We start from the raw sequence: 25,722 nt of genomic DNA, 5'->3' as shown, positions 1-25,722 counted from the left end.
GCGCCGGCCCGCCGAGGTCAGCCGGCCGGGCCCGCTACAGCGGGGTGACGGCCTTCAGGACCAGCAACAGGGCCACCGCCGCGTTGACCGCGCAGAGCGCCGAGGCCGCCGTCCCGATCGCCGCCACCATCGCGGCGACGCCCGCCCTGGAGTGGGCCGGGGGCCAGTTCCGCGCGGCCGGCACCGGGCCGAGCAGCGCGGCCACCCGGCGCGGCACCGGCCCGGGAGCGGCGAAGGCGGCGAAGCCGGGCACCGGGGCCCGGTGCGAGACCAGCGCGGCGCGGGCCACCGCCCGGGCCGTGACCCGCCGGTCGCCCACGGCCTGGGCCGACTCCTCGTCCGCCCAGCGCTCCGCGCTGTACGCCACCGCCTGCTGCAGCGGCCGCAGGAACGGGTTGACGCAGCCCGCGAGCTGCGTGGCCAGCAGGTAACGGTGGTGCCGGTGCTCCAGGTGCGCCCGTTCGTGGGCGAGCAGCGCCTCCCGCTCGTCGGCGGCCAGGCCGGCCAGCATCCCGGTGGAGACCACCACCCATCCGGGCGATCCGGGCAGCGCGTACGCGTACGGGCTGGCGTCCGGCAGCACGGCGACGTCGTCGGCGTCCGCCGCACCTGCGGCCGCGGCACCCGCGCCGGCGACGCCGCCCGCGCCGCTCACGCCGCCCCCGCCCGCCACGGCCCGGCGGCCCAGCGCCCGGCGGGCCCGGGCGCGGACCCGCAGGTGCCGGACGGCCGTCCGAAGACAGGCCGCGGCCACCGCGGCCAGCAGGCAGATCGCCGCCGTCCCGACCGTCTCGTGGTACGGCAGCGCCGCCCGGACCTCCGGGTCGGACCAGCTGTCCGGCAGCGGATTGCCCGGGATCTGGGCCGTGCCCACGACACCGGTCAGCCCCAGGCAGACGGCGCTGCACAGCGCCATCACCGCGCCGATCGAGGTCAGCAGCCGGGCCGCGCCGCGCGGGTGCAGGTGCTGCTCGGCGAGGCGGGCGATCGGAACCGCCGTCAGCGGCAGGACGAGCGGGAGGAAGACGAAGACGCCCACGGGTCAGCTCTCACGGTCGGCCACTGCCGGATCGGCGGACGCGCTGTCCAGCAGGGCCCGCAGCAGTTCCTCGTCGTGCGGCAGCAGAGCGGTGACGAAGCTGGCCAGCACGGCGTCCCGGTCGGGCTCGCCGTCCAGGACGCGCCGCATCCGCAGGGCCGCCAGGCCGGCCGCGTCGGAGGCGGCCTGCCAGAGGTAGGAGCGGCCGGAACGGCTCCGGGAGACGGCGTTCTTGGCGTGCAGCCGGGAGAGGATGGTGATCACCGTGGTGTAGGCGAGGTCGCCGTCCAGGTGCTCCTGGACCCAGCCGGCCGTGGCCGGGCCGGGCGCGCGCTGGAGCACCGCCAGCACCTGGGCCTCCAGTTCGCCCTGGCCGCGCCGCCGGCCCCGCGGGTCCCCTGCCGCCGGGGCGTTGGTCTCCTCTGCCATGGCGGCCATCCTAACGAGCGCCCGGGGACCGCCTGCGGACCGCCCGGCGCCGCCGGACGGGCACCGGAGGGGCGCCGGAGGGGCGCCGGACGGGCACTGGAGGGACGCCGGAGAGACACCGGAGGGACACCGGACGGGCCGGACCGCCCCCCGCTCAGACCAGCGGTTCGCGGGCGGTCCGCCGCCGCTGCGGCGCGGCGAGGTCGGGGTGGTGCAGGTCGAAGGCCGGCGACTCCGAACGGACCCTCGGCAGGGTGGTGAAGTTGTGCCGCGGCGGCGGGCAGGCGGTGGCCCACTCCAGCGACCGCCCGTACCCCCACGGATCGTCCACCGTCACCTTCTCGCCGTACCGGGCGGTGTACCAGACGTTGTAGAGGAACGGCAGCGTGGAGAGGCCCAGCAGGAACGAGCCGATGCTGGAGACGGTGTTGAGCGTGGTGAAGCCGTCCGAGGCCAGGTAGTCGGCGTACCGGCGCGGCATCCCCTCGGCGCCCAGCCAGTGCTGCACCAGGAAGGTCGCGTGGAAGCCGACGAACAGCGTCCAGAAGTGCATCCGGCCGAGCCGCTCGTCCAGCATCCGCCCCGTCATCTTCGGCCACCAGAAGTGGAACCCGGCGAACATCGCGAACACGACCGTCCCGAACACCACGTAGTGGAAGTGCGCCACCACGAAGTACGAGTCCGATACGTGGAAGTCGATCGGCGGCGCGGCGAGCAGGACGCCCGTCAGGCCGCCGAACAGGAAGGTGACCAGGAAGCCCACCGTCCACAGCATCGGGGTCTCGAAGCTCAGCGAACCGCGCCACATGGTGCCGATCCAGTTGAAGAACTTCACCCCGGTCGGCACCGCGATCAGCATCGTCATGATCGAGAAGAACGGCAGCAGCACCTGCCCGGTGACGAACATGTGGTGCGCCCAGACCGTGATGGACAGACCGGTGATGGCGATGGTCGCCGCGATCAGGCCGGAGTAGCCGAAGACCGGTTTGCGGCTGAAGACCGGGATCACCTCGGTGACGATGCCGAAGAACGGCAGCGCGATGATGTACACCTCCGGGTGCCCGAAGAACCAGAACAGGTGCTGCCAGAGCAGCGCGCCCCCGTTGGCGGCGTCGAAGACGTGCGAGCCGAACCGGCGGTCCGACTCCAGGCAGAGCAGCGCGGCCGCGAGCACCGGGAAGGCGAACAGCACCAGCACGGCGGTGAGCAGCACGTTCCAGACGAAGATCGGCATCCGGAACAGGGTCATCCCGGGGGCGCGGAAGCAGACGATCGTGGTGATGAAGTTGACCGAGCCCAGGATGGTGCCGAAGCCGGAGAAGGCCAGGCCCATGATCCAGAGGTCGGCGCCGAGGCCGGGGGTGTACTCGGCCCTGTTCAGCGGCGCGTAGGCGAACCAGCCGAAGTCGGCCGCCCCGTCGGGGGTGAGGAAACCGTAGACCGCGATCAGCGAGCCGAACAGGTAGAGCCAGTAGGCGAGCGCGTTCAGCCGGGGGAAGGCCACGTCCGGCGCGCCGATCTGCAGGGGCATGATCCAGTTGGCGAACCCGGCGAACAGCGGCGTCGCGAACATCAGCAGCATGATCGTGCCGTGCATCGTGAAGAGCTGGTTGTACTGCGCGTTGTCGAGCAGTTGCATCCCCGGGCGGGCCAGTTCGATCCGGATCAGCATCGCCATCAGGCCGCCGAGCAGGAAGAACAGGAACGAGGTCGTGATGTAGAGGGTGCCGATCCGCTTGTGGTCGGTGGTGGTCAGCCAGCCCACCAGCGCCCGGCCGCGACGGCGGCGGGCGGCCGCCCGGAAGCGGGCCAGCCGGGAGGAGCGCGGCGCACGCGCGGCCTCCTCCACGTCGTCCTTCGGCAGAAGAGTCACGCGGCGCGCCTCCGTGCTCGGGCCGGGCGGCGGCCCCGCCGGAGCGGGCGGACCGGGCCCGGACAGTGGTCGCACAACCACTACCAGTCCCGCTCCGCGCGCCCCGGCGGCGCGCGGAGCCCGTCACCCGAACAGGTGCGCCCGATTGCCCGGCGCCCGGGTTCGGCGGACGGTCGAAGTCCGAACGCCTTTCCGTACGCCCGTTCCGGGCCCCGGCGCGTCGCCTCCGTGCGGCCGCACCCACGGCCCCGGCGCACGGCCCAGGAGGAGCACCATGAGCAGCGCGTCGCCCACCCCCGACCAACCCCCGCCCTGGCGCTCCGGCACCGGGCAGCCACCGCCGCCGACCTCGGTCAACCGGTTCGGCGAGTGGGCCCCCGGGCTGGTCGTCTTCGCCGGTGTCCTGATGCTGATCAACGGCTTCTTCGAGGCCTTCCGCGGCATCATGGCGATCGCCGACGACGACGTCTTCCTCACCACCCCGCGCTACGTGTTCCGCTTCGACCTCACCGGGTGGGGCTGGGTCCACGTCATCATCGGCGCGGTGGTCGCCCTGATCGGTGGCTTCCTCCTCTCGGGCGCCCGCTGGGCCCGCTGGGCCGCCGTCGCGGTCGTCGCGCTGAGCGCCCTGGAGAACTTCCTCGACCTCCCGTACTACCCGTTCTGGTCGATCATCGTGATCGCGGCGGACGTCTTCATCATCTGGGCGCTCTGCGTCTACCGCCCCGAGAACACCTGACCGTCCGCCACCGCGCCGCGCCCGCACCCGGTGCCCGGGTGCGGGTGCGGGCGCGGGCGCGGGCGCGGCGGCCGTCCCGGCCTCAGCTGCGGGCGCGCTGGGTGACCGCGATGCAGACCAGTACCACCACCGCCGTGACCGGCGCCGCAGCCGGCAGCTCCTCGCCCAGCAGGAGCACCGACCAGACCAGCGTCAGCAGCGGCTGCGCGAGCTGGAGTTGGCTGGCCTTCGGCACGCCGATCGCCGCCATCCCCCGGTACCAGACCACGAACCCGCCGAACTGCGACACCACCGCCGTGTACGCCAGCCCCGCCACCGCCTTCGCACCCGGGTGGACCGGCTCCGCGGGCAGCGCCAGTGCGGTGGTCAGCACCGTGACCGGCAGCGCCGCGACCACCGCCCAGCCGATCACCTGCCACCCCGGCAGCTCCCGGGAGATCCGCCCGCCCTCCGCGTACCCGGCGGCGCAGACCAGCAGCGCGGCGAACAGGTAGAGGTCCGCGAGGGTCGGCCGGCCGTGACTCTGCATCAGGGTGAACGTCAGTACCGCCGCCGCCCCCGTCAGCGCCGCGCCCCAGAAGGCCCGGGACGGCCGCCGGCCGGTCCGCAGTGCCGCGATCGAGGCGGTGGCGACCGGCAGCACCCCGATGACGACGGCCGAGTGCGCGGTCGACGAGGTCCGCAGGGCCAGCGTGGTGAGCAGCGGGAAGCCCAGCACGCAGCCGGCCGAGACCACCAGCAGGCCGGGCCAGTGGCGGCGTTCGGGGACCGGGACCCGGGCGGCCGCCAGGCAGACCGCGGCGAGGAGCCCGGCGAGGACCCCGCGCAGCCCGGTGGCCGTCCACGGACCGAAGCCGCTCAGGGCCCAGGCGGTGGCCGGGAAGCTGAACGAGAAGGAGAGCACCCCGAGCCCGGCCAGCACGGTGCCGGAGCTCCTGGGGGAACGGCCGCCGCGGGAGGAGCCGCTGACGCGGGAGGAGCGGCTGCGGCTGGGGGCGCCGTCGGCAGCGCGGGCTCCGGGGGCAGGCGCCGGCTGCTCGGGTGCTATCGCGAGGGACTGAGTAGCGCTATCTTGTGCCGTCATGAACGAGCGTAGCAGCGTCACCGGACTCGCCGACATCCTCCGACGGGAAGTGGAGCGCTATCCGGAGGGGCGGAAGCTGCCGTCCAGCCGGGCGCTGGTCGAGCGCCACCAGGTCAGCCCGGTGACGGTCTCCCGGGCGATCGCCGTGCTGGCCGCCGAGGGCCTGGTGGTCTCCCGGCCGGGCGCCGGGGTCTTCCGCGCCGCCGCCTTCGCCCCGCCCACCGCGCCCGCCACCGCCCCGCCGCCGGGGCGTTCCGGCGACCTCTCCTGGCAGGAGGTGGCGCTGAGCGCCGACGGCCCGCGCACCCCCGCGGCGGAGCCGCTGCTCGCCACCCTGAACGTCCCCGCGCCCGGGGTCGTCGACCTCACCGGCGGCTACCCCCACGCCTCGCTGCTGCCGGAGCGCCTGCTGGCCGCCGCACTGGCCCGGGCCGGACGGCGCCCCGGCGCCTGGGACCGCCCGCCGGTGGAGGGTCTGACCGAACTGCGCGGCTGGTTCGCCCGCGACATCGGCGGCAACGGCGGGCCGCTCGACGCGGGGGACGTGCTGATCACCGCCGGCGGCCAGAGCGCGCTGACCGTGGCCCTGCGCTCGCTGGTCGCCCCCGGCGCCCCCGTCCTGGTCGAGTCCCCGACCTACCCCGGCACCCTGGCCGCCGCCCGGGCCGCCGGACTCCGGGTGGTACCGGTGCCGGTCGACGCGGACGGCGTGCGCACCGACCTGCTGGCGGCGGCCTTCGACGCCACCCGGGCGAGGCTCTTCGTCTGCCAGCCGCTGTTCCAGAACCCGACCGGCGCGGTGCTCTCGGCCGAGCGGCGGGCAGAGGTGCTGCGGATCGCCCGGACCGCCGGCGCCTTCGTGGTCGAGGACGACTTCGCCCGCCGCCTGGTGCACTCCGACTCCCCCGCGCTGCCCCGCCCGCTCGCCGCCGACGACCCGGACGGCGTGGTGGTCCACCTGCGCTCGCTCACCAAGGCGGCCTCGCCCAACCTCCGGGTCGGCGCACTCACCGCCCGCGGTCCCGCCCGCCAGCGGCTGCGGGCCACCCAGGTGGTGGACAGCTTCTTCGTCTCCCGGCCGCTCCAGGAGGCCGCGCTGGAGCTGGTCGCCGACCCCGGCTGGGCCCGCCACCTGCGCACGCTCGGCGCCGAGCTGCGCGACCGCCGGACCGCCACCATCGCCGCGCTGCGCCGCGAGCTCCCCGGTCTGCTCGGCGCGTACCGGCCGGGCGGCTACCACCTCTGGCTCCGGCTGCCCGACGGCACCGACGAGACAGCGCTCGCCGCCGCCGCGCTCCGGGCCGGTGTCCTGGTCGCCCCCGGCCGCCCCTACTACGCGGCCGAGCCGCCGGCCCCGCACCTGCGGCTGAGCTACGCCGGGGTGGACAGCCCCGCGCACGCCGCCGAGGGCGTCCACCGGCTGCGCCGGGCGTACGAGGAGACCGCCGCCGGCTGAACCCGGAACCGCCCCCGGGCCCGCCCGGCCCCCCGGCCGCGGCGGGTGGGCCGGGTGCGGGTGGCGGGGCGCGGGTGGGCCGGGCGCGGGTGGCGGGCGTTCAGCGCCGGTAGCCGGCCATCTGCTCCAGCCGGGCGATCCGCTCCGCCATCGGCGGGTGCGTCGAAAACAGCCGGGCGCCGGCCTCGCCCGGCCGGAACGGGCTGGCGATCATCATGTGGCTGGCCGTCTGGAGCTGCGGCTCGGGCGGCAGCGGCAGCTGCCGGGTGCCGGCCTCCAGCTTCCGCAGCGCGCTCGCCAGGGCGAGCGGGTCCCCGGTGATCCGGGCGCCGTCGGCGTCGGCCTGGTACTCGCGGGAACGGCTGACGGCCAGCTGGATCAGCGAGGCCGCCAGCGGCCCGAGGATCATGATCGCGAGCGTCCCGAACAGACCGGGCCCGTCGTCGTCCTCGCTGCGTCCGAACGGGATCAGCCAGGCGAAGTTCACCAGGAACATCACCACCGAGGCGAGCGCCCCGGCGACCGAGGAGATCAGGATGTCCCGGTTGTAGACGTGGCTCAGCTCGTGCCCGATCACGCCCCGCAGCTCGCGCTCGTCCAGCAGTTGCAGGATGCCGTCGGTGCAGCAGACCGCCGCGTTGCGCGGGTTGCGGCCGGTGGCGAAGGCGTTCGGCGCCGGGGTGGGCGAGATGTAGAGCCGGGGCATCGGCTGCCGGGCGGAGGTGGAGAGCTCGCGGACGATCCGGTAGAGCCGGGGCGCCTCGATCTCGCTCACCGGGCGGGCCCGCATCGCGCGCAGCGCGAGCTTGTCGCTGTTCCAGTACGCGTAGGCGTTGGTGCCGAGGGCCACCACCAGGGCGATCACGAATCCGGTGCGGCCGAAGAGGCTGCCGATCAGCAGGATCAGTGCCGAGAGGCCGCCGAGCAGTGCGGCGGTCCTCAGTCCGTTGTGCCGGCGGTGCACGGCAAGGCCCTCCAATGGTGCGGTGGGGAAGCCCTCTCTGCCTCGTCCCTCTGCCCGCTCAACGGGTGGGGCCGTGGGCCTTGTTCCCTTGTGACCTCGCCGGTGACCGCCGCACCGCACCCACCGGGGCCGGCCGGGGCGGGCCCGGCCGGCGGAGGTCAGAACAGGGTGCCGCCGACGACCTGGAGGACGAGCTCCGGGGCCACCGAGAGCACCACGGCCGCGGAGGCGGTGAGTCCGAGCGTGGCCGCGAGCGGGACCGGGAGCCGGCGCTCGGTGACAGCCTCGCCGACCGGCTCCCCGGCCGCCACCGGAGCGAACAGCCGCGCCGTCCAGAGCAGGTAGTAGTAGAGCGCCACGACCACGTTGACGGCCATCACCACGGCCAGCCAGCCCAGCCCGGCGTCGACCGCGGCGCGGAACACCACGACCTTGCCGAACAGGCCGATCACGCCCGGCGGCAGGCCGGCCAGGCAGAGCAGGAAGAAGGCGAGCGCCAGGGCGGTCCAGCGCCGGCGGGCGAACAGGCCGCGGAAGTCGTCGACGCTGGTCCCGGCCCGCCGGCCGACGGCGGCGACCACGCCGAAGGCGCCCAGGTTCACCACGCCGTAGATCAGCGCGTACGCCGCGGTGGCGCCCAGCGGGTCGGTGCCGGTGGGCGCGTACCCGGCGGCGGCCAGCGGGACCAGCAGGTAGCCGGCCTGGCCGACCGAGGACCAGGCGAGCAGCCGGACGGCGCTGTACCGGGTGTCGAACCGCTGGCGCAGCGCGCCCGCGTTGCCGACCGTCATGGTGGCGGCGGCCAGCACCGCGAGCACCAGGCCCCAGGTGTGCGCGTACGGCCGGAACGCGATCACGGTGACCAGCGCCAGGCCGGACAGGCCGGCCGCCTTGCCGACGACCGAGAGGTAGCCGGCCACCGGCAGCGGGGCGCCCGTGTAGGTGTCGGGCACCCAGAAGTGGAACGGGACGGCGGCGACCTTGAAGGCGAAGCCGACCAGGGTGAGCACCGCGCCGACCTCGGCCAGCGGCTTCAGCTGGGCCGGAGCGTGCGCCAGGCCCTCGGCCACCGCGCCGAGGTGGAGGTTGCCGGCGGCGGCGTAGACGAACCCGACGCCGAGCAGCATCACGGCGGTGGCGGTGACGGAGGTGAGGAAGAACTTGAGCGCGGCCTCGGCACCCCGGCCGTCCCGGCGCAGCGCGACCAGCGCGAAGGCCGGCAGCGAGGCCACCTCCAGGGCGATCACCAGGGTGGCGAGGTCGCGGGAGGCGGGCAGCAGGGCGGCGCCGGTGGCGCTGGAGAGCAGCAGGAACCAGTACTCGCCGCCGGGCAGCTTCTCGTCCTCGACGGTGTGCACCGAGAGCAGCGCGGCGATCAGTGCGCCGCCGAGCGCGAGCAGCTGGAAGACCAGGGCGAAGTGGTCGGCGACGTAGGAGCAGCCGGCGTTGTCAGTGGCGCCTGTTACGTTCTGCGCACAGAACGTCACCCGGGGCGACCCCCCGGTGAGCGGGAGGAGCGAGATGAGCGCGAGGGCGAGTCCGGCCGCGGCGAGCAGGCCGAGGAGCCTCTTGTGGCGCTCGGGCAGGAAGAGGTCGGTGACCAGCACCGCGAGGGCGGCCACGGCGGCGATCAGCGGGGGCGCGATCGCCACCCAGTCCACGGACTGGATCAGGCTGCCCGGGTTGGCTACGGCGAGGGAGGTCACAGTGTGCTGCCCCGTGGAGTGAGGTCCGAGTGCGGCGAGCTGGGGTCCGAGCATGCTCAGCCACCCCCGAGGAGGAGCTTGACGGCGGGTTCGGAGAGGCTCAGCAGGAGCGCCGGCCAGAGTCCGGCCAGCAGGGTGAGCGCGGCCAGCGGCGTCCAGCTGACCGCCTCGTACGGGCGCAGGTCGGCGAGCTCGGCCACCGGGGCGGGCTGCTTCGGGTCGCCCATGCAGACGCGCTTGACCACGACCAGCAGGTACGCGGCGGTGAGGAGGGTGCCGAGGCCGGCCAGGACCATGTAGGTGAGGAACGCGGGACGCGAGAGACCGGCGGCCGGGTCGAAGGCGCCGAACATCGCGAGCAGCTCGCCCCAGAAGCCGGCCAGGCCGGGCAGGCCGAGGCTGGCGACGGCGGCGAAGGCGAGCAGGGCGCCGATCCGCGGGGCCCGCCCGTAGAGCGCGCCGCCGGTGGAGCCGGCCAGGGTGTCGAGGTCCGCCGTGCCGTAGCGGTCCTTGAGCGCACCGACCACGAAGAAGAGCAGACCGGTGATCAGACCGTGGGCGATGTTGGCGAACAGCGCGCCGTTGACGCCCACCGCCGTGAGGGAGGCGATGCCCAGCAGGACGAAGCCCATGTGGCCGACGGAGGAGTACGCGATCAGGCGCTTGAGGTCGCCCTTCGAACCGGGGCGGGCGAGCGCGAGGCAGGCCAGTGAGCCGTAGACGATGCCGACGGCGGCGAACGCGCCCAGGTAGGGGGCGAGCGTCGCGGTGCCGTCGGGCACGACCGGGAGGAGGACGCGGACCAGGCCGTAGGTGCCCATCTTCAGCAGCACGCCGGCGAGTAGGACGGAGCCGACGGTCGGGGCCGCCGTGTGCGCGTCCGGGAGCCAGCTGTGCAGCGGCCAGGCAGGGGCCTTGACCGCGAGGCCGACCATGATCGCCAAGGCGGCGGTCACCTGGGTCGTGTGGCTCAGGCCGTTGCCGTGCGCGGCGGCCAGGGCCTGCATGTCGAAGGTGCCCGCCTTGCTGCCGACCAGCAGGAAGCCGAGCAGCATCACGGCCGAGCCGAGCAGGGTGTAGAGGATGAACCGGTTGGCGGCCGGCACCTTCGCGCCGCTCCCCCAGCGGGCGATCAGGAAGTACATCGGGATCAGCACGATCTCGAAGGCCAGGAAGAAGAGCAGCAGGTCCAGCACCGCGAAGGTGGCGAGCATGCCCACCTCGAGGAGGAGGAACAGCCCGACGAAGGACTGCGCCGACGGACGGGGCGCCGACGGACGGCCCGCACCGGGGGTTCCGCCCGGGGCGTCGCCCGAGGGCGGCCGCTTCTCCGAGTACAGCGCGCAGAGGAAGGTGAGCAGCGAGGTCAGCACGATCAGCGGCAGCGAGACGCCGTCCACGCCGAGGTGGAACCGGACGCCGATGGCCGGGATCCAGGACACGTCCGTGGTGGCCTGCATCCGGGCGGGCTCGTCGTGGTCGAAGCCGGCCGCCAGCACGACGGTCAGCACGAGCACGGCACCGGTGACGGCGCTGTTCAGCCGGAGCGCGCGCCGGTCGGCGACGGCCGCGTCGGCGCCGAACACCGGCGCCAGGGTCAGCGCGGCGCCGGCCAGCGGCAGCAGCAGGAGGGCGATGAGGACTGCGTTCATCGGGGGCTCCTACGGGCGGTACGGGCGGCGGTGGACATCGGGGGGACCGGCGGGGCGGGGCGGGGCATCCGGCTACACCGCCACCAGGACGGCCAGCAGGACGACGCCGGCGAGCAGGGCGCTGAGGTAGGTCTGCGCGTTGCCCGTCTGCGCGAGCCGGACGGCCCGGCCGAGCAGGTTGGCGCCGAGCCCGCTGCCGCGCACGTAGGTCTCGATGACCTCGCGGTCGAGGAAGCGGACCAGCTGCGCGGCGGCGGCCACCGGGCGGACGAACAGCGCGCTGTAGAGCCGGTCGACGCCGAAGCCGTGCCGGGCCGGACCGAACAGCGGGCCGAGCAGGGCACGCCCGGGGTCACCGACGATCACCTCGGCGGCCGGGGCTCCGGCCTGCTCGGGCACCCGTCCCGCGTCGGCCGGCTCGGGGCGGCCGGCCGCGACCCGCGCGGTGGCGGAGCGCCAGGCCCCGTACGCCAGCAGTGCGCCGATCACCGCGAGGCCGGTGCCGATCACGGCGGTGACGGGCGAGGGGCGCAGCGAGCCGCCGTCCAGCAGCGCGGGCAGCCAGGCGGAACGCAGGCCGAGCACGCCGAGGCCCATGGTGGGGAGGGCCAGCACCCAGAGCGGCCAGCGCATCGCGGGCGGCTCCGCGGTGGCCGGGTCGGCCTCGTCCACCTCGGGCGAGTACGGCGCGTCGGTCTCGTGGTCCGGCCGCCCCGCCCCGTGGGCGACGGCGGCGACGGCCGCCGGGGTGTGGAAGGTGATGAGGAACATCCGGGCCGCGTAGGCCGCGGTGAGCAGCGCGGTGAACGCGGCCGAGACCAGCACGATCCACCCGGCCGCCTCCGGGACGGCCGAGGCCGGGCCGAGGCCGTTGGTCAGCGCGTCGCCGTCGGCGGCGTGCTCGGCGGCGGTCAGCACAGCCTCCTTGCTGAAGAAGCCGGAGAACGGCGGCAGCCCGACCAGGGCGGCCAGCGCGATGCCCATCGTCCAGTAGGCGTCCGGGACGCGCTTGCGCAGCCCCGGCACCCGGGACATCGCGGAGATCGAGTTGGTGTGCGCGGCGTGGATCACCACACCGGCGGCGAGGAACAGCAACGCCTTGAAGACGCCGTGGGTGACCAGGTGGAAGACGGACGCCTCGCGGTCGCCGCTGGCCAGCGCGCCGGCCATGTAGCCGAGCTGGCCGACGGTCGAGTAGGCGAGCACCCGCTTCAGGTCGTCCTGCGCGAGTGCGCAGAGCGCCGAACCGATCATCGTCACGGCGGCCATGACCGCCAGCACGACCAGCGCCGCCCCGGAGAGCAGGAAGACCGGCAGCAGCCGGGCCACCAGGTAGATGCCGGCCGCGACCATGGTGGCGGCGTGGATCAGCGCGGAGACCGGCGTCGGGCCGGCCATCGCGTCCGGGAGCCAGGTGTGCAGCGGGAACTGCGCGCTCTTGCCGGCGACCCCGGCGAGCAGCAGCAGCGCGGTCAGCGTCGGGTGGCCGAGCCGGCCGTCGGTGGCGGCGGCCAGCACGTCCGGGACCCGGAAGCTGCCGGCGTCGGCGCCGAGCAGGAAGATCCCGAACAGGAACGGTACGTCGCCGAGCTTGGTGACCAGGAAGGCCTTCAGCGAGGCGGAGCGCGCGTCGGCGGTCTCCCAGTGGTGGCCGATCAGGAAGTACGAGCAGATGCCCATGACCTCCCAGCCGACCAGCAGCACGATCAGGTCGCCCGAGTAGACGACCAGGAACATCGCCGCGGTGAAGAGCGAGACCAGCGCCGCGTACGAGGGGTAGCGCGGGTCGCCCTTGAGGTAGGCGGTCGAGTAGACCTGCACGCAGGTGGCGACCAGGCCGACCAGGACGGAGATCAGCGAGCTGTAGCCGTCCAGGTAGAAGCCCAGCGAGATCTCGGGGCCGCCGGTCGGGGTGAGCCGGGTGGCGGCGTCCAGGACCTGGCCGGTGCCGAGCTGGAGCGCGACCACCACGGCGAGCACGGCCGAGGCGGCGACCGGCACGATCGCCAGCGGCTTGGCCAGCCCGGGGGCCCTCCTGCCGGTGGCCAGGGTGGCGGCGGCACCGATCGCGGGCAGCGCGGGGACGAGGGCGGGCAGGGCGAGGTTCATGCGGCGGCCTGGCCCTTCAGCGCCTCGGCTCCGGTCGGGGCCTCTTCGGCGGTCTCGGCCGGGTCGCCGAGCTCGGTGGCCCGGTCGACGTCCGCGGTGCCCCGGGCCCGGAACAGCAGCAGGACGATGGCGAGCCCGAGACCGATCTCGGCGGCGGCGATGGTGATGGTGAACAGGGTGAGCGCCTGGCCGGCGTGCAGGGAGTCCCGCAGCCAGACGTCGAAGGCGACGAGGTCGAGGTTGACGGCGTTGAGCATCAGCTCGACGGACATCAGCACCAGGATGACGTTCCGCCGGGCGAGCACGCCGTAGACGCCGACGCTGAACAGCAGCACGGCGAGCACGGCGGGGTAGGCGAGGTGCATCAGCTCTCCTCCGCCGGGGTGGTCCCGGACGCGGCTGCGGTCGGCGCGGCGGCAGCGGCAGCGGCAGCGGCGGCGGCGGCGGTCGGGCCCTCCGGAGCGGCCTTCGACCCGCCGGCGGGATCGGGCTTCGGCTCCGCGGCCCGCGGCGCGGTGGCGGCGACCGTCCCGTTGCCGCCCACCGGCCGGCCGGCCCTGATCCGCCCCGCCCGGGGCGGCGGCACCCGCCGCTTGGCCCCGCGCGACAGCACGATCGCACCGACCAGGGCCGCCAGCAGCAGCACCGAGAGCGCCTCGAACGGCAGCACCCAGGTCCGGAAGAGGCTCGCCCCGGTCACCGCGGCCGAGCCGCCGCCGGCACCGAGGTCGATCCAGGACTTCCGGAAGGCGTCCACGACGAGGGTCACCAGCGTGCCGGCCGAGGCCAGCGCGACCACCAGGGCGACCCAGCGGTTCTTCGAGTCGGCGTCCGGCGAGCGCCCGATCGGCGCCTTGGTCAGCATCAGCCCGAACAGCACCAGCACGACCACCGAGCCGAGGTAGATCAGCACCTGCACCCAGGCGATGAACTCGGCGGTGAGCAGCAGGAACTCCACCGCGAGCCCGCCGAGCGCGGCGACCAGCCAGAGCGCGGCGTGCACCAGCTGTCTGGTGGTCACGGCGACCACGGCCGAGCCGAGCACGGCGATGCCGACCAGCAGGAAGACGATCTCGACCCCGGTCGGGGAGAGGAACGAACGGGCGGCCGGGTCCAGCGACCCGGTCGCAGCGATCAGGGCGGCGCTCACTCGGCGTCCTCCTTCCCGTCCGGCTCCTGCGGCGCGGCGGCCGCGGCGGCGGCCGCCGCCAGCTTGTCCGCCGCCTTGCGCGCGGTGACGATCTCCTTGGGCTCCTCGGCCCCGGGGTCCAGTGCGGGCGGCGCCGGCACCGTCCACATCCACTCGCGGAGCTTCTCCCGCTCGTGGGTCAGCTCCAGGATGTCCGTCTCCGCGTACTCGAACTCCGGCGACCAGAACAGCGCGTCGAACGGGCACACCTCGATGCAGATCCCGCAGTACATGCAGAGCGAGAAGTCGATCGCGAACCGGTCCAGCACGTTGCGGGTGCGGGCGCGGGCGTTCGGGTCCGCGGCCGGCAGCGTCTCCTTGTGGGAGTCGATGTAGATGCACCAGTCCGGGCACTCGCGGGCGCAGAGCATGCAGACCGTGCAGTTCTCCTCCAGCAGCGCGATGACGCCGCGCGAGCGCGGCGGCAGCACCGGCTGCACGTCGGGGTACTGCGCGGTGACGCTCTTCCTCGTCATCGTCCGCAGGGTGACGGCCAGGCCCTTGGCCAGGCCGGAGCCGGGGAAGGTCATGAGATCGCCACCTTGATGACGCCGGTGAGGGCGAGCTGGACGAGGGCGAGCGGGATCAGCACGGTCCACGCGAACTTCATCAGCTGGTCCTCGCGCAGCCGCGGATAGGTGACCCGCAGCCAGATGACGACGAAGGCCAGCGCGAAGGTCTTGAGGATCGTCCAGAGCCAGCCGAGCTGGTCCGGCAGCGGTCCGTGCCAGCCGCCCAGGAACAGCACCGCGGTCAGCCCGGACACCACCAGGATGCCTGCGTACTCGGAGAGCAGGAAGAAGGCGAAGCGCAGGCCGGTGTACTCGGTGTACGCGCCGAAGATGATCTCGGAGTCGGCCACCGGCATGTCGAACGGCGGGCGCTGCAGCTCGGCGAGCCCGGCGGTGAAGAAGACGAACGCGCCGATGAGCTGCCACGGGAGCCAGTACCACTGCCAGGCGTCCATGATCCCGGGCAGTGAGAGAGTGCCGGCGGCCATCGCCACGGAGGCGGCGGCGAGCACCATCGGCAGTTCGTAGGACATCAGCTGCGCGGCCGTGCGCAGACCGCCGAGCAGCGAGAACTTGTTCGCCGAGGCCCAGCCGGCCATCAGCTTGCCGATCACGCCGATGCCCATGACGGCGAGCACGAAGAACAGGCCGGCGTCGACCGCCTGGCCGACGAAGCCGTCCGGTCCGACCGGGATCGCCAGCAGGACGAAGAGGTACGGCAGCAGCGAGACGGCCGGGGCGACCTGGAAGATCCGGCGGTCCGCACCGGCCGGGACGATGTCCTCCTTCTGCGCGAACTTCACCCCGTCCGCGACCAGCTGGGCCCAGCCGTGGAAGCCGCCGGCGTACATCGGGCCGAGCCGGCCCTGCATGTGCGCCATCACCTTGTGCTCGGTCTGGCCGATGATCAGGGGGAAGGCGAGGAAGACGACGAGCGTGGCGGCGCAGCGCAGCAACGTGTCGAGCAGGTTCACGTGCTGTCTCCGTCCTGGCCGGCCTGATCGGCCGGCGTCTCGTCGGTCGTCCCGTCGGTCGTCCCGTCGGTCGTCCGGTCCGCCGTGGGCCCCGCCCCCGGCGCGGGCTCCGGTGCGGGCGCCGCTTCGGGCTTCGGTGCGCGCTCCGCCTCGGCCGCCGCTTCGGGCTCCGGTCCCGGCGCCGCTTCGAGCGCCGCGTCCGGCTTCGCCCCGGTCGCCGCCCCGGGCTCCTCGTGCGCGGGCACGGGGTTGTGCCAGGGCGCGTCCGCGGACTGCGGCCGGCGCGGCGCGGGCCGCTCGGGCCTCACCCCGGCGGCGGCGGAGTCGGTCCCCGCAGCCGCCGTCTGGCTCGCGGAGCCGTCCGAGGCCGTCCTGGTCCGACGGGGCCGATCGGCCCGCACCGGCGGCGCGGCGGCCTCCGCCGCACCCTCGACCGACGCACCTTCGACCGACGCGCCCTCGACCGGCGCACCCTCGACGGCCGCACCCCCGGTCGCCTCGGCGGCCTGGCTCGCGGAACCCTCGGAGACCGACCTGGTCCGCCGCGGCCGGTCCGCCCGCACCGCGGCAGCGCCCTCGGCCGCCCCGGCAGCGGCACCCGCACCGGCACCGGCACCGGCGCGCGGCACCCGGGCCGCGCCCGCCGCCCGCGCGCCACGCGCGGGCCGCTCGGCGACCGGCGGCAGGGTGCCCTTGAGCGGCCCCCACTCGTTCGGGTCCGGTACACCGGCAGGCTGCATCTTGCGTCGCGCCGGCCCGTCGCCGTGATCGGACTCGCCCGGCTCCTTGGCGCCCGGCCAGGCCTTGGCGACCCGCGCCGCGAGCACGAACTCCTTGCGCAGCGGGTACCCCTCGAAGCCGTCCGGCAGCAGCAGGGTGGCGAGGTAGGGGTGCCCGGGGAAGTCGATGCCGAACATCTCGTGCGTCTCGCGCTCGTGCCAGGCGGCGCCGGCGTACACCGGGACGGCCGTGGGCAGCGCGGCCCCGTCGCGCGGTACGCGGGTGCGCACCGCGAGGTGGCGCACGCCCGGCGCGTCGGCGGAGGCGAGGTGGGCGACCACCGAGAAGCCCTCGGCGAGCTCGTCCACGGCGCTCAGCCAGTCGAAGAAGGAGAGCCCGAGGACGTCGCGGGCCGCGGTGAGGGCCTCGATCCAGTGCTCGGCGGGCACGTCGACGGTGATCAGCCCGTACGCCTCGGCGCCGGTGGCCCACTCGCCGACCGAGGCCGCGTACTCCTCGGCGGTGCTCATGCGCCTCCTCCTTCCGAAGCGGTGTCCGGCCCGGCCACCAGCGGGCGGCGGAGGGCGGCGGCGGGCGCGGTGTACCGGCCCGGCAGGGACTCGGCGGCGATCTTCTCCTGGAGCTTGAGGATGCCCTGGAGCAGCGCCTCCGGCCGCGGCGGGCAGCCGGGCACGTAGACGTCGACCGGGATGATCTGGTCCACGCCCTTGGTGACGGAGTAGGAGTCCCAGTACGGGCCTCCGGAGTTGGAGCAGGCACCGAAGGAGATGACGTACTTCGGCTCGGGCATCTGCTCGTACAGGCGCTTCACGGCCGGGGCCATCTTGTCGGTGACGGTCCCCGAGACGATCATCAGATCGGCCTGGCGGGGGCCGGGCGCGAACGGGATGACACCCATCCGGATGAAGTCGTGCTTGGCCATGGACGCGGCGATGAACTCGATCGCGCAGCAGGCCAGGCCGAAGTTGAAGCACCAGAGGCTGTAACGGCGCCCCCAGTTGAGGACGACCTTGACCGGGTCCGGGGCGAGCCTGGCCAGCGGGCCGATGCCGCGGCGCTCGACGGCCGCTCCGGGGCGGGAGGGGTCGGGCAGGCCGAGCGGGACGGGGCCTGCGGCGCCGTGCGAGTGGTTGTGCGTCACGTCCATTCCAGAACGCCCTTCTTCCAGGCGTAGAGCAGCCCGACCGCGAGGAAGCCGATGAAGACGAACATCTCGATCAGCGTCCCGGCGCCGTACCCGGGGGCGGCGAAGACGGTCGCCCACGGGAACAGGTAGATCGCGTCGACTGCGAAGATCACGTACAGGAAGGCGTAGACGTAGTACCGGATCTGGGTGTGCGCCCAGTCCTCCCCGACCGGGTCCACACCGCATTCGTAGGCGAGGAGTTTCTCCGGCGAGTACACCACCGGCCGCAGCAGCCGGTTCGCGGTGAACGCCACGGCGACGAACAGCACGCCGACCACCGCGAGCAGGCCCATCGCGGCGTACGCGTCGAAGTAGCCGCTGCCGACCGCCGGGTCGGCAGCGACGGCAGCCGCCTGCTGCCCCTCCATGCCACTCGCCTCCACATCGGCCGTGGAAACCGCCCCTCAGGGCAGTTCTACGACGTTTCTTTACACGGTCATAACCATCGCCAATGCGTGAGTCTAAGTGCACGGCCGTGGACCACCGCACCCTGCCCGATCCGCAAGACAGCCCGTGGACGGCCGCCGGACGCCCGGCGGACACGGGAGCACGCACCGCGGGGGAGGCGGGGCGGGCACCGGGGAGGGAGGCGGGGCGGGCACCGGGACCGACCCGGGGTGGGGATAACCCCCGCCCGGGAAGACGGAGCACCCCCATGGCCCCCGCCGTCGCCGACCCGGGAAGCTTGGATCACCAGCTCGACGGAGAGGGACGGTAGATCCAGATGAAGCCAGAGCACCGCGGCACCGCGGACGCCAGCGACGAGCGGGGCGCACGCAGTGGGCGCACCCCGCTGTACGGCGCGCGGATGTGGCGGCAGGCCGGGCAGCTGATGCTCAACCTGCCGATCGGCATCGCGGGGTTCGTCTTCGCCGTCACGCTGCTCTCGATCGGCCTGGCGCTGTCGGTCACCGTGGTCGGGCTGCCGCTTCTCGCCGCCGGGCTGGCCGGGTGCCGGGCGCTGGGCGGCCTCGCCCGCCGCCGGGCCCGCTCGGTGCACGGCTCCGGGGTGACCGAGCCGCCGCCGGTGTGCCGGACCCGCCCGGGGATCACCGGCTACGCGATCGCCCACCTGACCGACGCGCTGAGCTGGCGCTCGGCCCTCTACTGCGTGCTGCTGCTGCCCTGGGGCGTGCTGAGCTTCGCCCTGACCCTGGTCTGCGTGATCGTCGGCTGGCCGGTGCTGCCCTGGGTGATCCGCTTCGAGTCGGCGGTCGACCGGATGCTGGTGGAGATCCTGCTCTTCCCCGGGGCGCTCTCCGAGCGGGTGCGCGAGCTGGAGGACGACCGCGGCACGGTGGTCGACACCGCCGCCGCGGACCTGCGCCGGATCGAGCGGGACCTGCACGACGGCGCCCAGGCCAGGCTGGTGGCGCTGGCGATGGACCTCGGCATGGCCAAGGAGCGGCTGCGGGAGACGGAGACGCCGGAGGACGTGCAGGCCGCCGCCCGGATGGTCGACAACGCGCACGGCGAGGTGAAGCTGGCCCTCCAGGAGCTGCGCGATCTGGCCCGCGGCATCCACCCGGCGGTGCTCACCGACCGTGGCCTGGACGCGGCGCTCTCCTCGGTGGCCGCCCGCTGCACCGTTCCGGGCGGGGTGAAGGTGCACGTCGAGCTGGGCAGCGGAAACGGCACGGCGGAGCGCCCGGACTCCGCGGTCGAGGGCATCGCCTACTTCACCGTGAGCGAGCTGCTGACCAACATCTCCAAGCACTCCGGTGCCAGGTCCGCCACGGTGGACGTCTGGCGGGCCGGCGAGCAGCTGATGCTGCTGGTCCAGGACGACGGCAAGGGCGGCGCGGCCCCGTACCCCGGCAGCGGCCTGGCCGGCCTGGCCGAGCGGATCAGGGCCGTGGACGGGGTCTTCCTGGTGGAGAGCCCGCACGGCGGCCCGACCACGGTGACCATCGAGCTCCCCTGGCGCACCCGGGCGGCCCGGCGCTGATCCCCGGGGCGCGGAGACGGGCCCGGGCGGCCGAAGCGGCCGGGATCCCGCCGAGGCAGGGGGCGGGTTCCCGGCCGCGACCCGTCCGACGGCCGCCCGCGGACCCTTGCGCGGCGGGCGGGCGGCTTCCGGCGGGGCCTAGGGGGTCGCCAGGGTGCCGAGGGTGACCTCGGCGGTCCTGGACTGGCCGTCCCTGGTGTACGTGACGGTGGTCTTGTCGCCCGGGGAGAGCGAGGCCAGCGCGGTGGTGAGCGCGTTCAGCGAGTCCACCGTGGTGTCGCCGACCTTGGTGATCACGTCGCCGACCTGGAGGCCCGCCGCCTCTGCCGCGCCGCCCGGGGAGACCGCCACGATGACCGCGCCCGCCGGGCGGAACTCCTGGTCGAAGAAGGTCCGGGCGGTGATGCCGAGGGCGGCCCGGCCGGAGTTGGTGACCTTGCCGTCCTTGATCAGCTGGTCGGCGATGCGGGTGACGGTGGACGCCGGGATGGCGAAGCCGATCCCGGGGGCGGCGGCGGTCCCGTTGCTCTCCGGCTCGGTGGCGGCCAGCGTGTTGATGCCGATCACCTGGCCGTCCAGGTTGACCAGTGCGCCGCCGCTGTTGCCGGGGTTGATCGCGGCCGAGGTCTGCACCATGTTGCCGATGGTGGCGCCCGGCGATCCGGGGCTGTCGGGTTCGGAGACGGTCCGGCCGGTGGCGGAGACGATGCCGTCCGTGACACTGCTGGACAGCCCCAACGGGCTGCCCATGGCCAGCGTGATCTGCCCGAGCTGAACCTTGCCGGAGTCGGCGAAGGAGGCCGGCTTGAGACCGCTCGGCGGGTCGGTCAGCCTGATCACCGCGAGGTCGGAGTCCGGGTAGCTGGCGACCAGCTTGGCGTTCAGCGGCTTGGTGCTGTTGGCCAGCGTGACCGTGAAGTCGGTCGCGGTGCCGACCACGTGGGCGTTGGTGACGATGTCGCCCTTGTCGTCGTAGACGATCCCGGAACCGAGCCCGCTGCCGGTGGTGATCTGCACCACCGAGGGCAGCACGTCGGTGATCACCTTCCGGTAGGCCTCCTCCAGCTGGTTGGCCGGTCCGGTCGGCTGGGTGGTGGCGGTGGCGCCCGTGGTGGCGGCGGCCGGGGACGCCGCCGACGACGAGCCGCTACTGCAGCCCGCCACGACCGGCGCGGCGAGCACCGCGACGGCCGCCAGGACGGCCGTGCTCACGCCGAAGGCCTTCGGTCCGGTCGGCCGCGGCCCGGCCGGGATCGGGCGGGTGGGCTCCTTCTTGCGGTTCACCTTGGCTCCCTCCGAATCCCCGCACAGAGATCTTTGTCAGCATTTCACCGAAATGTCCGAATGCTGCGCACCGACTCGCCCGGCCACCCCTGCGACCGGAGTGGCCCGTAAGATGCGGCCATGACTTGGTTGATCACCGGCGGCGCCGGATACATCGGCGGGCACGTGGTACAGCAGCTCGTCGAGGCCGGCGAGCGCGTCGCCGTCCTCGACGACTTCAGCACCGGCGACCGCACCCGGCTGCCGGAGGGGGTCGCCCTGATCGAGGGCTCCACCCTGGACCGCGCCGTCCTCGACGCGGCGATCCGCGAGCACGCGGTGGAGGGCATCCTGCACTTCGCGGCGAAGAAGCAGGTCGGCGAGTCGGTCGAGAAGCCCTTCTTCTACTACCGAGAGAACGTCACCGGCCTGCAGACCGTGCTGGAGGCCGCGGCCGAGGGCGGCGTCAAGCGCTTCCTCTTCTCCTCCTCCGCCGCCGTGTACGGCATGCCGGACGTCGACCTGGTCACCGAGTCGACCCCGTGCGCACCGATGAGCCCGTACGGCGAGACCAAGCTGGCCGGCGAGTGGCTGGTCGCCGCCGCGGGGCAGGCCTACGGCATCTCCACCGTGGCGCTGCGCTACTTCAACGTGGCCGGCGCCGCCTCGCCGGAGCTCTCCGACGCCGGGGTCTTCAACCTCATCCCGATGGTCTTCGAGCGGCTCACCGCCGGTCAGGCGCCGCGCATCTTCGGCGCCGACTACCCGACGCCCGACGGCACCTGCGTGCGCGACTTCATCCACGTCTCCGACATCGCCTCCGCCCACGTCGCGGCGGCGAAGCGGCTGGCGTCCGACCCGGCCGGCGAGACCTCCCTGGTCCTCAACATCGGCCGCGGCGAGGGCGTCAGCGTCAAGGAGATGCTGGACGTGATCGGCAAGGTCACCGGCTACGACGCCACCGGCGAGGTCACCCCGCGCCGCCCCGGCGACCCGGCCCGGGTGGTCGCCTCCGCCGACCTGATCCGCCGCGAGCTGGACTGGACGGCCCGCTACGGCGTCGAGGAGATGGTGGCCTCGGCGTGGGAGGGCTGGTGCAGCCGCCACCCCGAGGCCCGCAAGAAGTAGCCACGGGGTCGTGACACCGCACGCGGAGGGGCGGGAGCCGTACGACGGCTCCCGCCCCTCCCTGCTGCTCGCCCCTTCGGCTCGGGGCGGCCCGCGGCGGGGCACTCGCCCGCCCCCGCACCGTGCCGGAGCCGGTCAGTGCGAGGGCACCGCCGTGCCGTAGAAGGCGTCGAGCGCGTAGACGCAGCGGTCCTTGCTGCCGACGAAGACCTTCCCGCCGACCGCCACCGGCGAGCCGGTCAGCTCGCCCTTGGTACCGAGCTCCCAGCGCAGCTGACCGCTCGCCAGGTCCAGGGTGTGCAGCGAGTGGTCCCGGCTGCCCAGGTGCACCAGGCCGTCGGCCACCGCCGGCGAGCCGACGATCTCGCCCCGGACGGTGTACCGCCACCGCTCCCGGCCACCGGCCGCCTCGAAGGCGTACAGCACCTCGCCGCTGGCGACCAGGACCATGCCGTCGCCGACCACCACCGGCTCGGCGCCCTGCCGGTTGCCGGTGACGCCGCGCCAGCGGTCCCGGCCGGTGGCCGCGTCCAGCGCGTACACCGTGCCGAGGTAGTCGGCGACGTACACGGCGTCCGCGTCCAGGGCGGGCGGGGTGAAGAGCACCACCGGGGCGTCGAAGCGCCAGCGCTCGGTGCCGCTCGCCGCGTCCAGCGCGTACACCCGGGTGCCGGCCGTCACGTACAGCACCCCGGCCCGCTCGACCGGGCGGGACGGCACGTCCTCGCCCACCGGGAAGGACCAGCGCAGACCGCCGCCGCGCGGGTCCACGCAGCGCAGCCGCCCCCCGCCGTAGTAGTACGCGGCGCCGCCCACCAGGGCCGGGCCGGACTGCGGGTTCTCGTAGTCCTGCTGGGCGTCGTCGGCGCGCCAGAGCTCGGCACCGTTCGCCGCCGACCGCAGCTGCACCCCGCCGCCCCGGACGCCGCAACAGAGCACGCCCTCGGCCGCGTCCAGCGAGTAGACCCAGCCGTCCAGCGAGTGGCGCCAGCGCTCGGTGCCGTCCGCGACGTCCACCGTGTACAGGTGCGGGCCGTCGGCGGCGTGCACCCGTCCGGCGTCCACCGCGAGCGCCCAGGCGACGTCCCGGGTCTTGTAGCGGCGCTGGCCGGAGGCGATGTCGAGGGCGTGCACCTCGAAGCTGGAGACGAACAGCGTGCCCTCGGCGACGACGGGGGTGCCCCAGACGTCGTTCGACATCCGGAACCGCCACGGGCGCCACCGGGCGGCCCGCACCGGCGGCGGGGTGGCCCGGCGGACCCAGTCGGTCTCGGCGGGCGCGGCGCCCGGCCCGGCCTGCTCGGCCCGCGGTCCCGGGCCTATCCGGACGGAGGCGCCCGGCAGCTTGACCTCGGCCGCGCTCCCCCCGGCGACGGGGGCCCGGTGGCTCCGGGGCGCGGCGATCTTCTCGGTGGCGGCCTCGGTGTCCGGCCCCGGCAGGGCCGGCGCGGCGTGCACCGGCCCGGTCCCGGGCGGGGCGTGCCGACCGACGGGGTGCCTGGTCCGCGGGTCCTCCTGGACCGGGATGCGCGGCGGCGCCGGCTGCGACAGCTGCTGCTCCGGGCGGGGCGGGGCCGGCTGGGGCTGCACCGGCACGGGCGGGGTCGGCGGGGCGACCGGGGTCTGACGGCGGCCGCGCTTGCGCTCGATCAGCTCCAGCGCGTTCGCCGGCAGCCAGTCGCCCGCCTCGCCGGAGGCGTCGTCCCGGGAGAAGAGGTGCGGGGCCAGCTCGGCCTGGATCTGCGCCGGGGTCGGCCGGTGCTCCGGGGACGGCCGCATGCAGGCGCGGACGAGGTCCACCAGCTCGGCCGGCAGGCCGGAGAGGTCGGGCTGCTCGCGCAGCAGCTGGAACACCGTCTCCACCGGGTTGGCGCCGCGGTAGGGCGGGTGGCCGGTGGCGCAGAAGACCAGCAGCGAGCCGAGCGAGAAGACGTCGCTGGCGCCGGTGACGCCGCGGCTGTCCCGGGCCTGCTCGGGCGACATGTACGCCGGGGTGCCGACCGCGACGTTGGTCATGGTGAGCCGGGTGCTGGAGACGCCGGCGGCGATGCCGAAGTCGATCACCCGCGGGCCGTCCTCGACCACCAGCACGTTGGAGGGCTTGAGGTCACGGTGGACCAGTCCGGCCGCGTGGATGGACTGCAGCGCCTCCGCGATGCCGGCGACCAGCCAGCGCACCGCGTCCACCGGCAGCGGCCCGCACTCGCCGACCAGGTCCTCCAGGGACGGCGCCGGGACGTACGCGGTGGCCAGCCAGGGCACCCGCGCATCGGCGTCGGCGTCGACCACGGCCGCGGTGTAGAAGCCGCCGACCGTCTTGGCGGCCGCGATCTCCCGGGCGAAACGGACCCGGAACAGCTCGTCCTCCGCCAGCTCCCCCCGGACGGTCTTGATGGCCACCCGCCGACCGGCGGGCGAGCGCGCCAGGTAGACCAGCCCCATCCCACCCGCGCCGAGTCGCCCCAGCACCTCGAAGGGCCCGATCCGCCTCGGATCGTGCGCCGTCAGCTGGTCCACTCCGCTGCCACCTCCCCGTTTCCGCACCCGCCGCGTGGTGCCGGACCCGATTCTCCAATGCCGCCGGTCCCATCTCCAACCTCCCCCGCCCAGAGGCCTTCACCGGCTGGTCACCGTCCGGTCAGTGACGGCGGAACGGCCGGATTCTGACGTCCGCTCCGTCGGCGGCTTGCGCCCGGCGGCTCCGGCACTCTCGCGACCACGGCAGGACCGGCCCCCGAAGTCGTCACACCCTGTCACCGGACCGCCCCTCAGCGAAGGGGCCGTCACGCTGTGGGGTCAAAAGCACACGGGGGGGCTCCATACCGGCCCGCCTGATCCCGATGAATATCCGTCCGAACTGCTTCGGGCCCCCCGGACGAACCCCCGAGCGGAGTAATTGTCACATCACCGAATCGCGCCAAGATCGTGCCGCGGTAAGCTGACGGCATGACAGGACAAGTTCGCACCGTCGACGGTCGCGTCGCCGGGCGACGCGGACAGGAGACGCGGCAGAAGCTGCTCGACTGCCTCCGCGAGATGCTCAGCACGTCGCCCTATCGGGACGTCAAGGTCATCGACGTCGCCCGTATGGCGGGTACCTCCCCCGCGACCTTCTACCAGTACTTCCCGGATGTCGAGGGCGCCGTCCTCGAAATCGCCGAGGAAATGGCCAAGGACGCCGACACCCTCAAAGAGCTGGTGGCCGGAAAGTCCTGGGCAGGGAAGTCCGGCACGGCCACTTCGGAAGAACTGGTCGACGGATTCCTCGCCTTCTGGCGCAAGAACGACGCCATTCTCCGAGTGGTCACGCTCGGTGCCGCCGAAGGGGACAAGCGGTTCTTCAAGATCCGCATGACGGTCCTCAACGCGGTCGCCAAGCCGCTCACGGATGCCGTCAGGGAACTCCAGGCGAAGGGACAGGCCGACAAGACGCTGGACGCGGCCGCCGTCGCCGGGTCTCTGGTCTCGCTGCTCGCCTCGGCGGCCGAGCACCAGAAGGCCTTCACCTCCTGGGGCGTCAAGGTCAAGGACCTCAAGCCCAACCTCGCTCCCCTGGTGTACCTGGGCGTCACCGGCAAGAAGCCGCCCCGGTAGACCATCCGCCTACCCACCCATCCGCTCCGCGCGCAGCCCCGGCCTCCTGTCCGGGGAACGACGGACGGCGGCCGTGTCCTCGGGGGAGGTCCGCCGGCGGTCCGCAGCGCGCCCGACATGCCGGTGGGCGGGCACC

General features: G+C 74.2%; 22 protein-coding genes. 5 read left to right on the top strand and 17 right to left on the bottom strand.

The window, feature by feature from the left end; all coding sequences use genetic code 11:
- Positions 1–34: 34 nt before the first annotated feature.
- From MCM47_RS24045 to ctaD, 3 genes are all read right to left on the bottom strand, one after another.
- On the bottom strand, positions 35–1,039 hold the full coding sequence (locus MCM47_RS24045; RefSeq protein ID WP_238863756.1) for a M56 family metallopeptidase: 1,005 nt from the start codon (positions 1,037–1,039) through the stop codon (positions 35–37).
- A gap of 3 nt (positions 1,040–1,042) precedes the next feature.
- Positions 1,043–1,468, bottom strand: coding sequence for a BlaI/MecI/CopY family transcriptional regulator (locus MCM47_RS24040; RefSeq protein ID WP_238863755.1), 426 nt, complete (start codon positions 1,466–1,468; stop codon positions 1,043–1,045).
- Positions 1,469–1,622: 154 nt separating this feature from the next.
- A complete protein-coding gene (gene ctaD, locus MCM47_RS24035; protein ID WP_238863817.1) occupies positions 1,623–3,281 on the bottom strand; it encodes a cytochrome c oxidase subunit I in 1,659 nt (552 codons plus the stop codon).
- A 334-nt stretch (positions 3,282–3,615) separates the two neighbouring features.
- On the opposite strand from ctaD, the gene MCM47_RS24030 reads away from it, so the two are divergent.
- Complete coding sequence (locus MCM47_RS24030; protein WP_308222427.1) at positions 3,616–4,080, top strand: hypothetical protein; 465 nt, start codon at positions 3,616–3,618, stop codon at positions 4,078–4,080.
- Between the two features lie 82 nt (positions 4,081–4,162).
- On the opposite strand, the gene MCM47_RS24025 is transcribed toward MCM47_RS24030, so the two are convergent.
- Positions 4,163–5,164 (bottom strand): DMT family transporter, encoded by a 1,002-nt coding sequence (locus MCM47_RS24025; protein ID WP_238863754.1) that lies wholly within the window; start codon positions 5,162–5,164, stop codon positions 4,163–4,165.
- Here MCM47_RS24025 and MCM47_RS24020 point away from each other — a divergent pair.
- Positions 5,163–6,620 carry a PLP-dependent aminotransferase family protein gene (locus MCM47_RS24020; protein ID WP_238863753.1) on the top strand — a complete coding sequence of 486 codons (1,458 nt, stop codon included), beginning with the start codon at positions 5,163–5,165 and terminating at the stop codon, positions 6,618–6,620. The two genes, MCM47_RS24025 and MCM47_RS24020, sit on opposite strands and share 2 nt — an antisense overlap.
- 100 nt (positions 6,621–6,720) lie before the next feature.
- Here MCM47_RS24020 and htpX read toward each other — a convergent pair whose 3' ends face one another.
- The 11 genes from htpX to MCM47_RS23965 all read right to left on the bottom strand — a co-directional run bounded on the left by htpX (position 6,721) and on the right by MCM47_RS23965 (position 18,021).
- The gene (htpX, locus tag MCM47_RS24015) at positions 6,721–7,584 is read right to left on the bottom strand and encodes a zinc metalloprotease HtpX (RefSeq protein WP_238863752.1); all 864 of its coding nucleotides are present in this window, start codon (positions 7,582–7,584) and stop codon (positions 6,721–6,723) included.
- A 158-nt stretch (positions 7,585–7,742) separates the two neighbouring features.
- A complete protein-coding gene (locus MCM47_RS24010; protein ID WP_238863751.1) occupies positions 7,743–9,344 on the bottom strand; it encodes an NADH-quinone oxidoreductase subunit N in 1,602 nt (533 codons plus the stop codon).
- Between the two features lie 2 nt (positions 9,345–9,346).
- A complete protein-coding gene (locus MCM47_RS24005; RefSeq protein ID WP_238863750.1) occupies positions 9,347–10,942 on the bottom strand; it encodes a NuoM family protein in 1,596 nt (531 codons plus the stop codon).
- 72 nt (positions 10,943–11,014) lie between these two features.
- The gene (locus MCM47_RS24000; RefSeq protein WP_238863749.1) at positions 11,015–13,051 is read right to left on the bottom strand and encodes an NADH-quinone oxidoreductase subunit L; all 2,037 of its coding nucleotides are present in this window, start codon (positions 13,049–13,051) and stop codon (positions 11,015–11,017) included.
- Complete coding sequence (gene nuoK / locus MCM47_RS23995; protein WP_238863748.1) at positions 13,048–13,416, bottom strand: NADH-quinone oxidoreductase subunit NuoK; 369 nt, start codon at positions 13,414–13,416, stop codon at positions 13,048–13,050. The genes MCM47_RS24000 and nuoK overlap by 4 nt, the downstream gene beginning before the upstream one ends.
- On the bottom strand, positions 13,416–14,201 hold the full coding sequence (locus MCM47_RS23990; protein WP_238863747.1) for an NADH-quinone oxidoreductase subunit J: 786 nt from the start codon (positions 14,199–14,201) through the stop codon (positions 13,416–13,418). The genes nuoK and MCM47_RS23990 overlap by 1 nt, the downstream gene beginning before the upstream one ends.
- Positions 14,198–14,770, bottom strand: coding sequence for an NADH-quinone oxidoreductase subunit I (locus tag MCM47_RS23985; RefSeq protein WP_238863746.1), 573 nt, complete (start codon positions 14,768–14,770; stop codon positions 14,198–14,200). Before MCM47_RS23985 ends, MCM47_RS23990 begins: the two co-directional genes overlap by 4 nt.
- Positions 14,767–15,720 carry an NADH-quinone oxidoreductase subunit NuoH gene (gene nuoH, locus MCM47_RS23980; protein ID WP_255752746.1) on the bottom strand — a complete coding sequence of 318 codons (954 nt, stop codon included), beginning with the start codon at positions 15,718–15,720 and terminating at the stop codon, positions 14,767–14,769. The genes MCM47_RS23985 and nuoH overlap by 4 nt, the downstream gene beginning before the upstream one ends.
- 2 nt (positions 15,721–15,722) lie before the next feature.
- Positions 15,723–16,976: an NADH-quinone oxidoreductase subunit C gene (locus tag MCM47_RS23975; RefSeq protein ID WP_238863744.1), complete on the bottom strand. Its 1,254-nt coding sequence runs from the start codon at positions 16,974–16,976 to the stop codon at positions 15,723–15,725.
- Positions 16,973–17,614: an NADH-quinone oxidoreductase subunit B gene (locus MCM47_RS23970; protein ID WP_238863743.1), complete on the bottom strand. Its 642-nt coding sequence runs from the start codon at positions 17,612–17,614 to the stop codon at positions 16,973–16,975. Before MCM47_RS23970 ends, MCM47_RS23975 begins: the two co-directional genes overlap by 4 nt.
- Positions 17,605–18,021 carry an NADH-quinone oxidoreductase subunit A gene (locus tag MCM47_RS23965; protein ID WP_238863742.1) on the bottom strand — a complete coding sequence of 139 codons (417 nt, stop codon included), beginning with the start codon at positions 18,019–18,021 and terminating at the stop codon, positions 17,605–17,607. Before MCM47_RS23965 ends, MCM47_RS23970 begins: the two co-directional genes overlap by 10 nt.
- 356 nt (positions 18,022–18,377) lie before the next feature.
- On the opposite strand from MCM47_RS23965, the gene MCM47_RS23960 reads away from it, so the two are divergent.
- Positions 18,378–19,601: a sensor histidine kinase gene (locus tag MCM47_RS23960; protein ID WP_374209191.1), complete on the top strand. Its 1,224-nt coding sequence runs from the start codon at positions 18,378–18,380 to the stop codon at positions 19,599–19,601.
- A gap of 138 nt (positions 19,602–19,739) precedes the next feature.
- Here the strand turns inward: MCM47_RS23960 and MCM47_RS23955 are convergent, their stop codons facing one another.
- Positions 19,740–20,813: a S1C family serine protease gene (locus MCM47_RS23955; protein WP_238863814.1), complete on the bottom strand. Its 1,074-nt coding sequence runs from the start codon at positions 20,811–20,813 to the stop codon at positions 19,740–19,742.
- A gap of 192 nt (positions 20,814–21,005) precedes the next feature.
- Here MCM47_RS23955 and galE point away from each other — a divergent pair, with 192 nt between their 5' ends.
- Positions 21,006–21,992, top strand: coding sequence for a UDP-glucose 4-epimerase GalE (gene galE / locus MCM47_RS23950; protein WP_238863741.1), 987 nt, complete (start codon positions 21,006–21,008; stop codon positions 21,990–21,992).
- Positions 21,993–22,127: 135 nt separating this feature from the next.
- On the opposite strand, the gene MCM47_RS23945 is transcribed toward galE, so the two are convergent.
- A complete protein-coding gene (locus MCM47_RS23945; protein WP_238863740.1) occupies positions 22,128–24,509 on the bottom strand; it encodes a serine/threonine-protein kinase in 2,382 nt (793 codons plus the stop codon).
- Between the two features lie 429 nt (positions 24,510–24,938).
- On the opposite strand from MCM47_RS23945, the gene MCM47_RS23940 reads away from it, so the two are divergent.
- Positions 24,939–25,586 (top strand): TetR family transcriptional regulator, encoded by a 648-nt coding sequence (locus MCM47_RS23940; protein ID WP_238863739.1) that lies wholly within the window; start codon positions 24,939–24,941, stop codon positions 25,584–25,586.
- Positions 25,587–25,722: the final 136 nt, after the last annotated feature.

This window comes from Kitasatospora sp. A2-31 (assembly GCF_022288725.1).
GTDB lineage: Bacteria > Actinomycetota > Actinomycetes > Streptomycetales > Streptomycetaceae > Kitasatospora.
Note: the sequence above shows the minus strand (reverse complement) of the source record. Positions and strands in the feature narration are given on the sequence as shown.

Bases quoted from the DNA above. Each gene is read 5' to 3' on its own strand.
- MCM47_RS24040 (WP_238863755.1), bottom strand. From the start codon at position 1,468: ATGGCAGAGGAGACCAACGCCCCGGCGGCAGGGGACCCGCGGGGCCGG.
- MCM47_RS24030 (WP_308222427.1), top strand. From the start codon at position 3,616: ATGAGCAGCGCGTCGCCCACCCCCGACCAACCCCCGCCCTGGCGCTCC.
- MCM47_RS24020 (WP_238863753.1), top strand. From the start codon at position 5,163: ATGAACGAGCGTAGCAGCGTCACCGGACTCGCCGACATCCTCCGACGG.
- MCM47_RS24025 (WP_238863754.1), bottom strand. From the start codon at position 5,164: ATGACGGCACAAGATAGCGCTACTCAGTCCCTCGCGATAGCACCCGAG.
- MCM47_RS24010 (WP_238863751.1), bottom strand. From the start codon at position 9,344: ATGCTCGGACCCCAGCTCGCCGCACTCGGACCTCACTCCACGGGGCAG.
- MCM47_RS24005 (WP_238863750.1), bottom strand. From the start codon at position 10,942: ATGAACGCAGTCCTCATCGCCCTCCTGCTGCTGCCGCTGGCCGGCGCC.
- MCM47_RS24000 (WP_238863749.1), bottom strand. From the start codon at position 13,051: ATGAACCTCGCCCTGCCCGCCCTCGTCCCCGCGCTGCCCGCGATCGGT.
- nuoK (WP_238863748.1), bottom strand. From the start codon at position 13,416: ATGCACCTCGCCTACCCCGCCGTGCTCGCCGTGCTGCTGTTCAGCGTC.
- MCM47_RS23985 (WP_238863746.1), bottom strand. From the start codon at position 14,770: ATGACCTTCCCCGGCTCCGGCCTGGCCAAGGGCCTGGCCGTCACCCTG.
- MCM47_RS23975 (WP_238863744.1), bottom strand. From the start codon at position 16,976: ATGAGCACCGCCGAGGAGTACGCGGCCTCGGTCGGCGAGTGGGCCACC.
- MCM47_RS23970 (WP_238863743.1), bottom strand. From the start codon at position 17,614: ATGGACGTGACGCACAACCACTCGCACGGCGCCGCAGGCCCCGTCCCG.
- MCM47_RS23965 (WP_238863742.1), bottom strand. From the start codon at position 18,021: ATGGAGGGGCAGCAGGCGGCTGCCGTCGCTGCCGACCCGGCGGTCGGC.
- MCM47_RS23960 (WP_374209191.1), top strand. From the start codon at position 18,378: ATGAAGCCAGAGCACCGCGGCACCGCGGACGCCAGCGACGAGCGGGGC.
- galE (WP_238863741.1), top strand. From the start codon at position 21,006: ATGACTTGGTTGATCACCGGCGGCGCCGGATACATCGGCGGGCACGTG.
- MCM47_RS23940 (WP_238863739.1), top strand. From the start codon at position 24,939: ATGACAGGACAAGTTCGCACCGTCGACGGTCGCGTCGCCGGGCGACGC.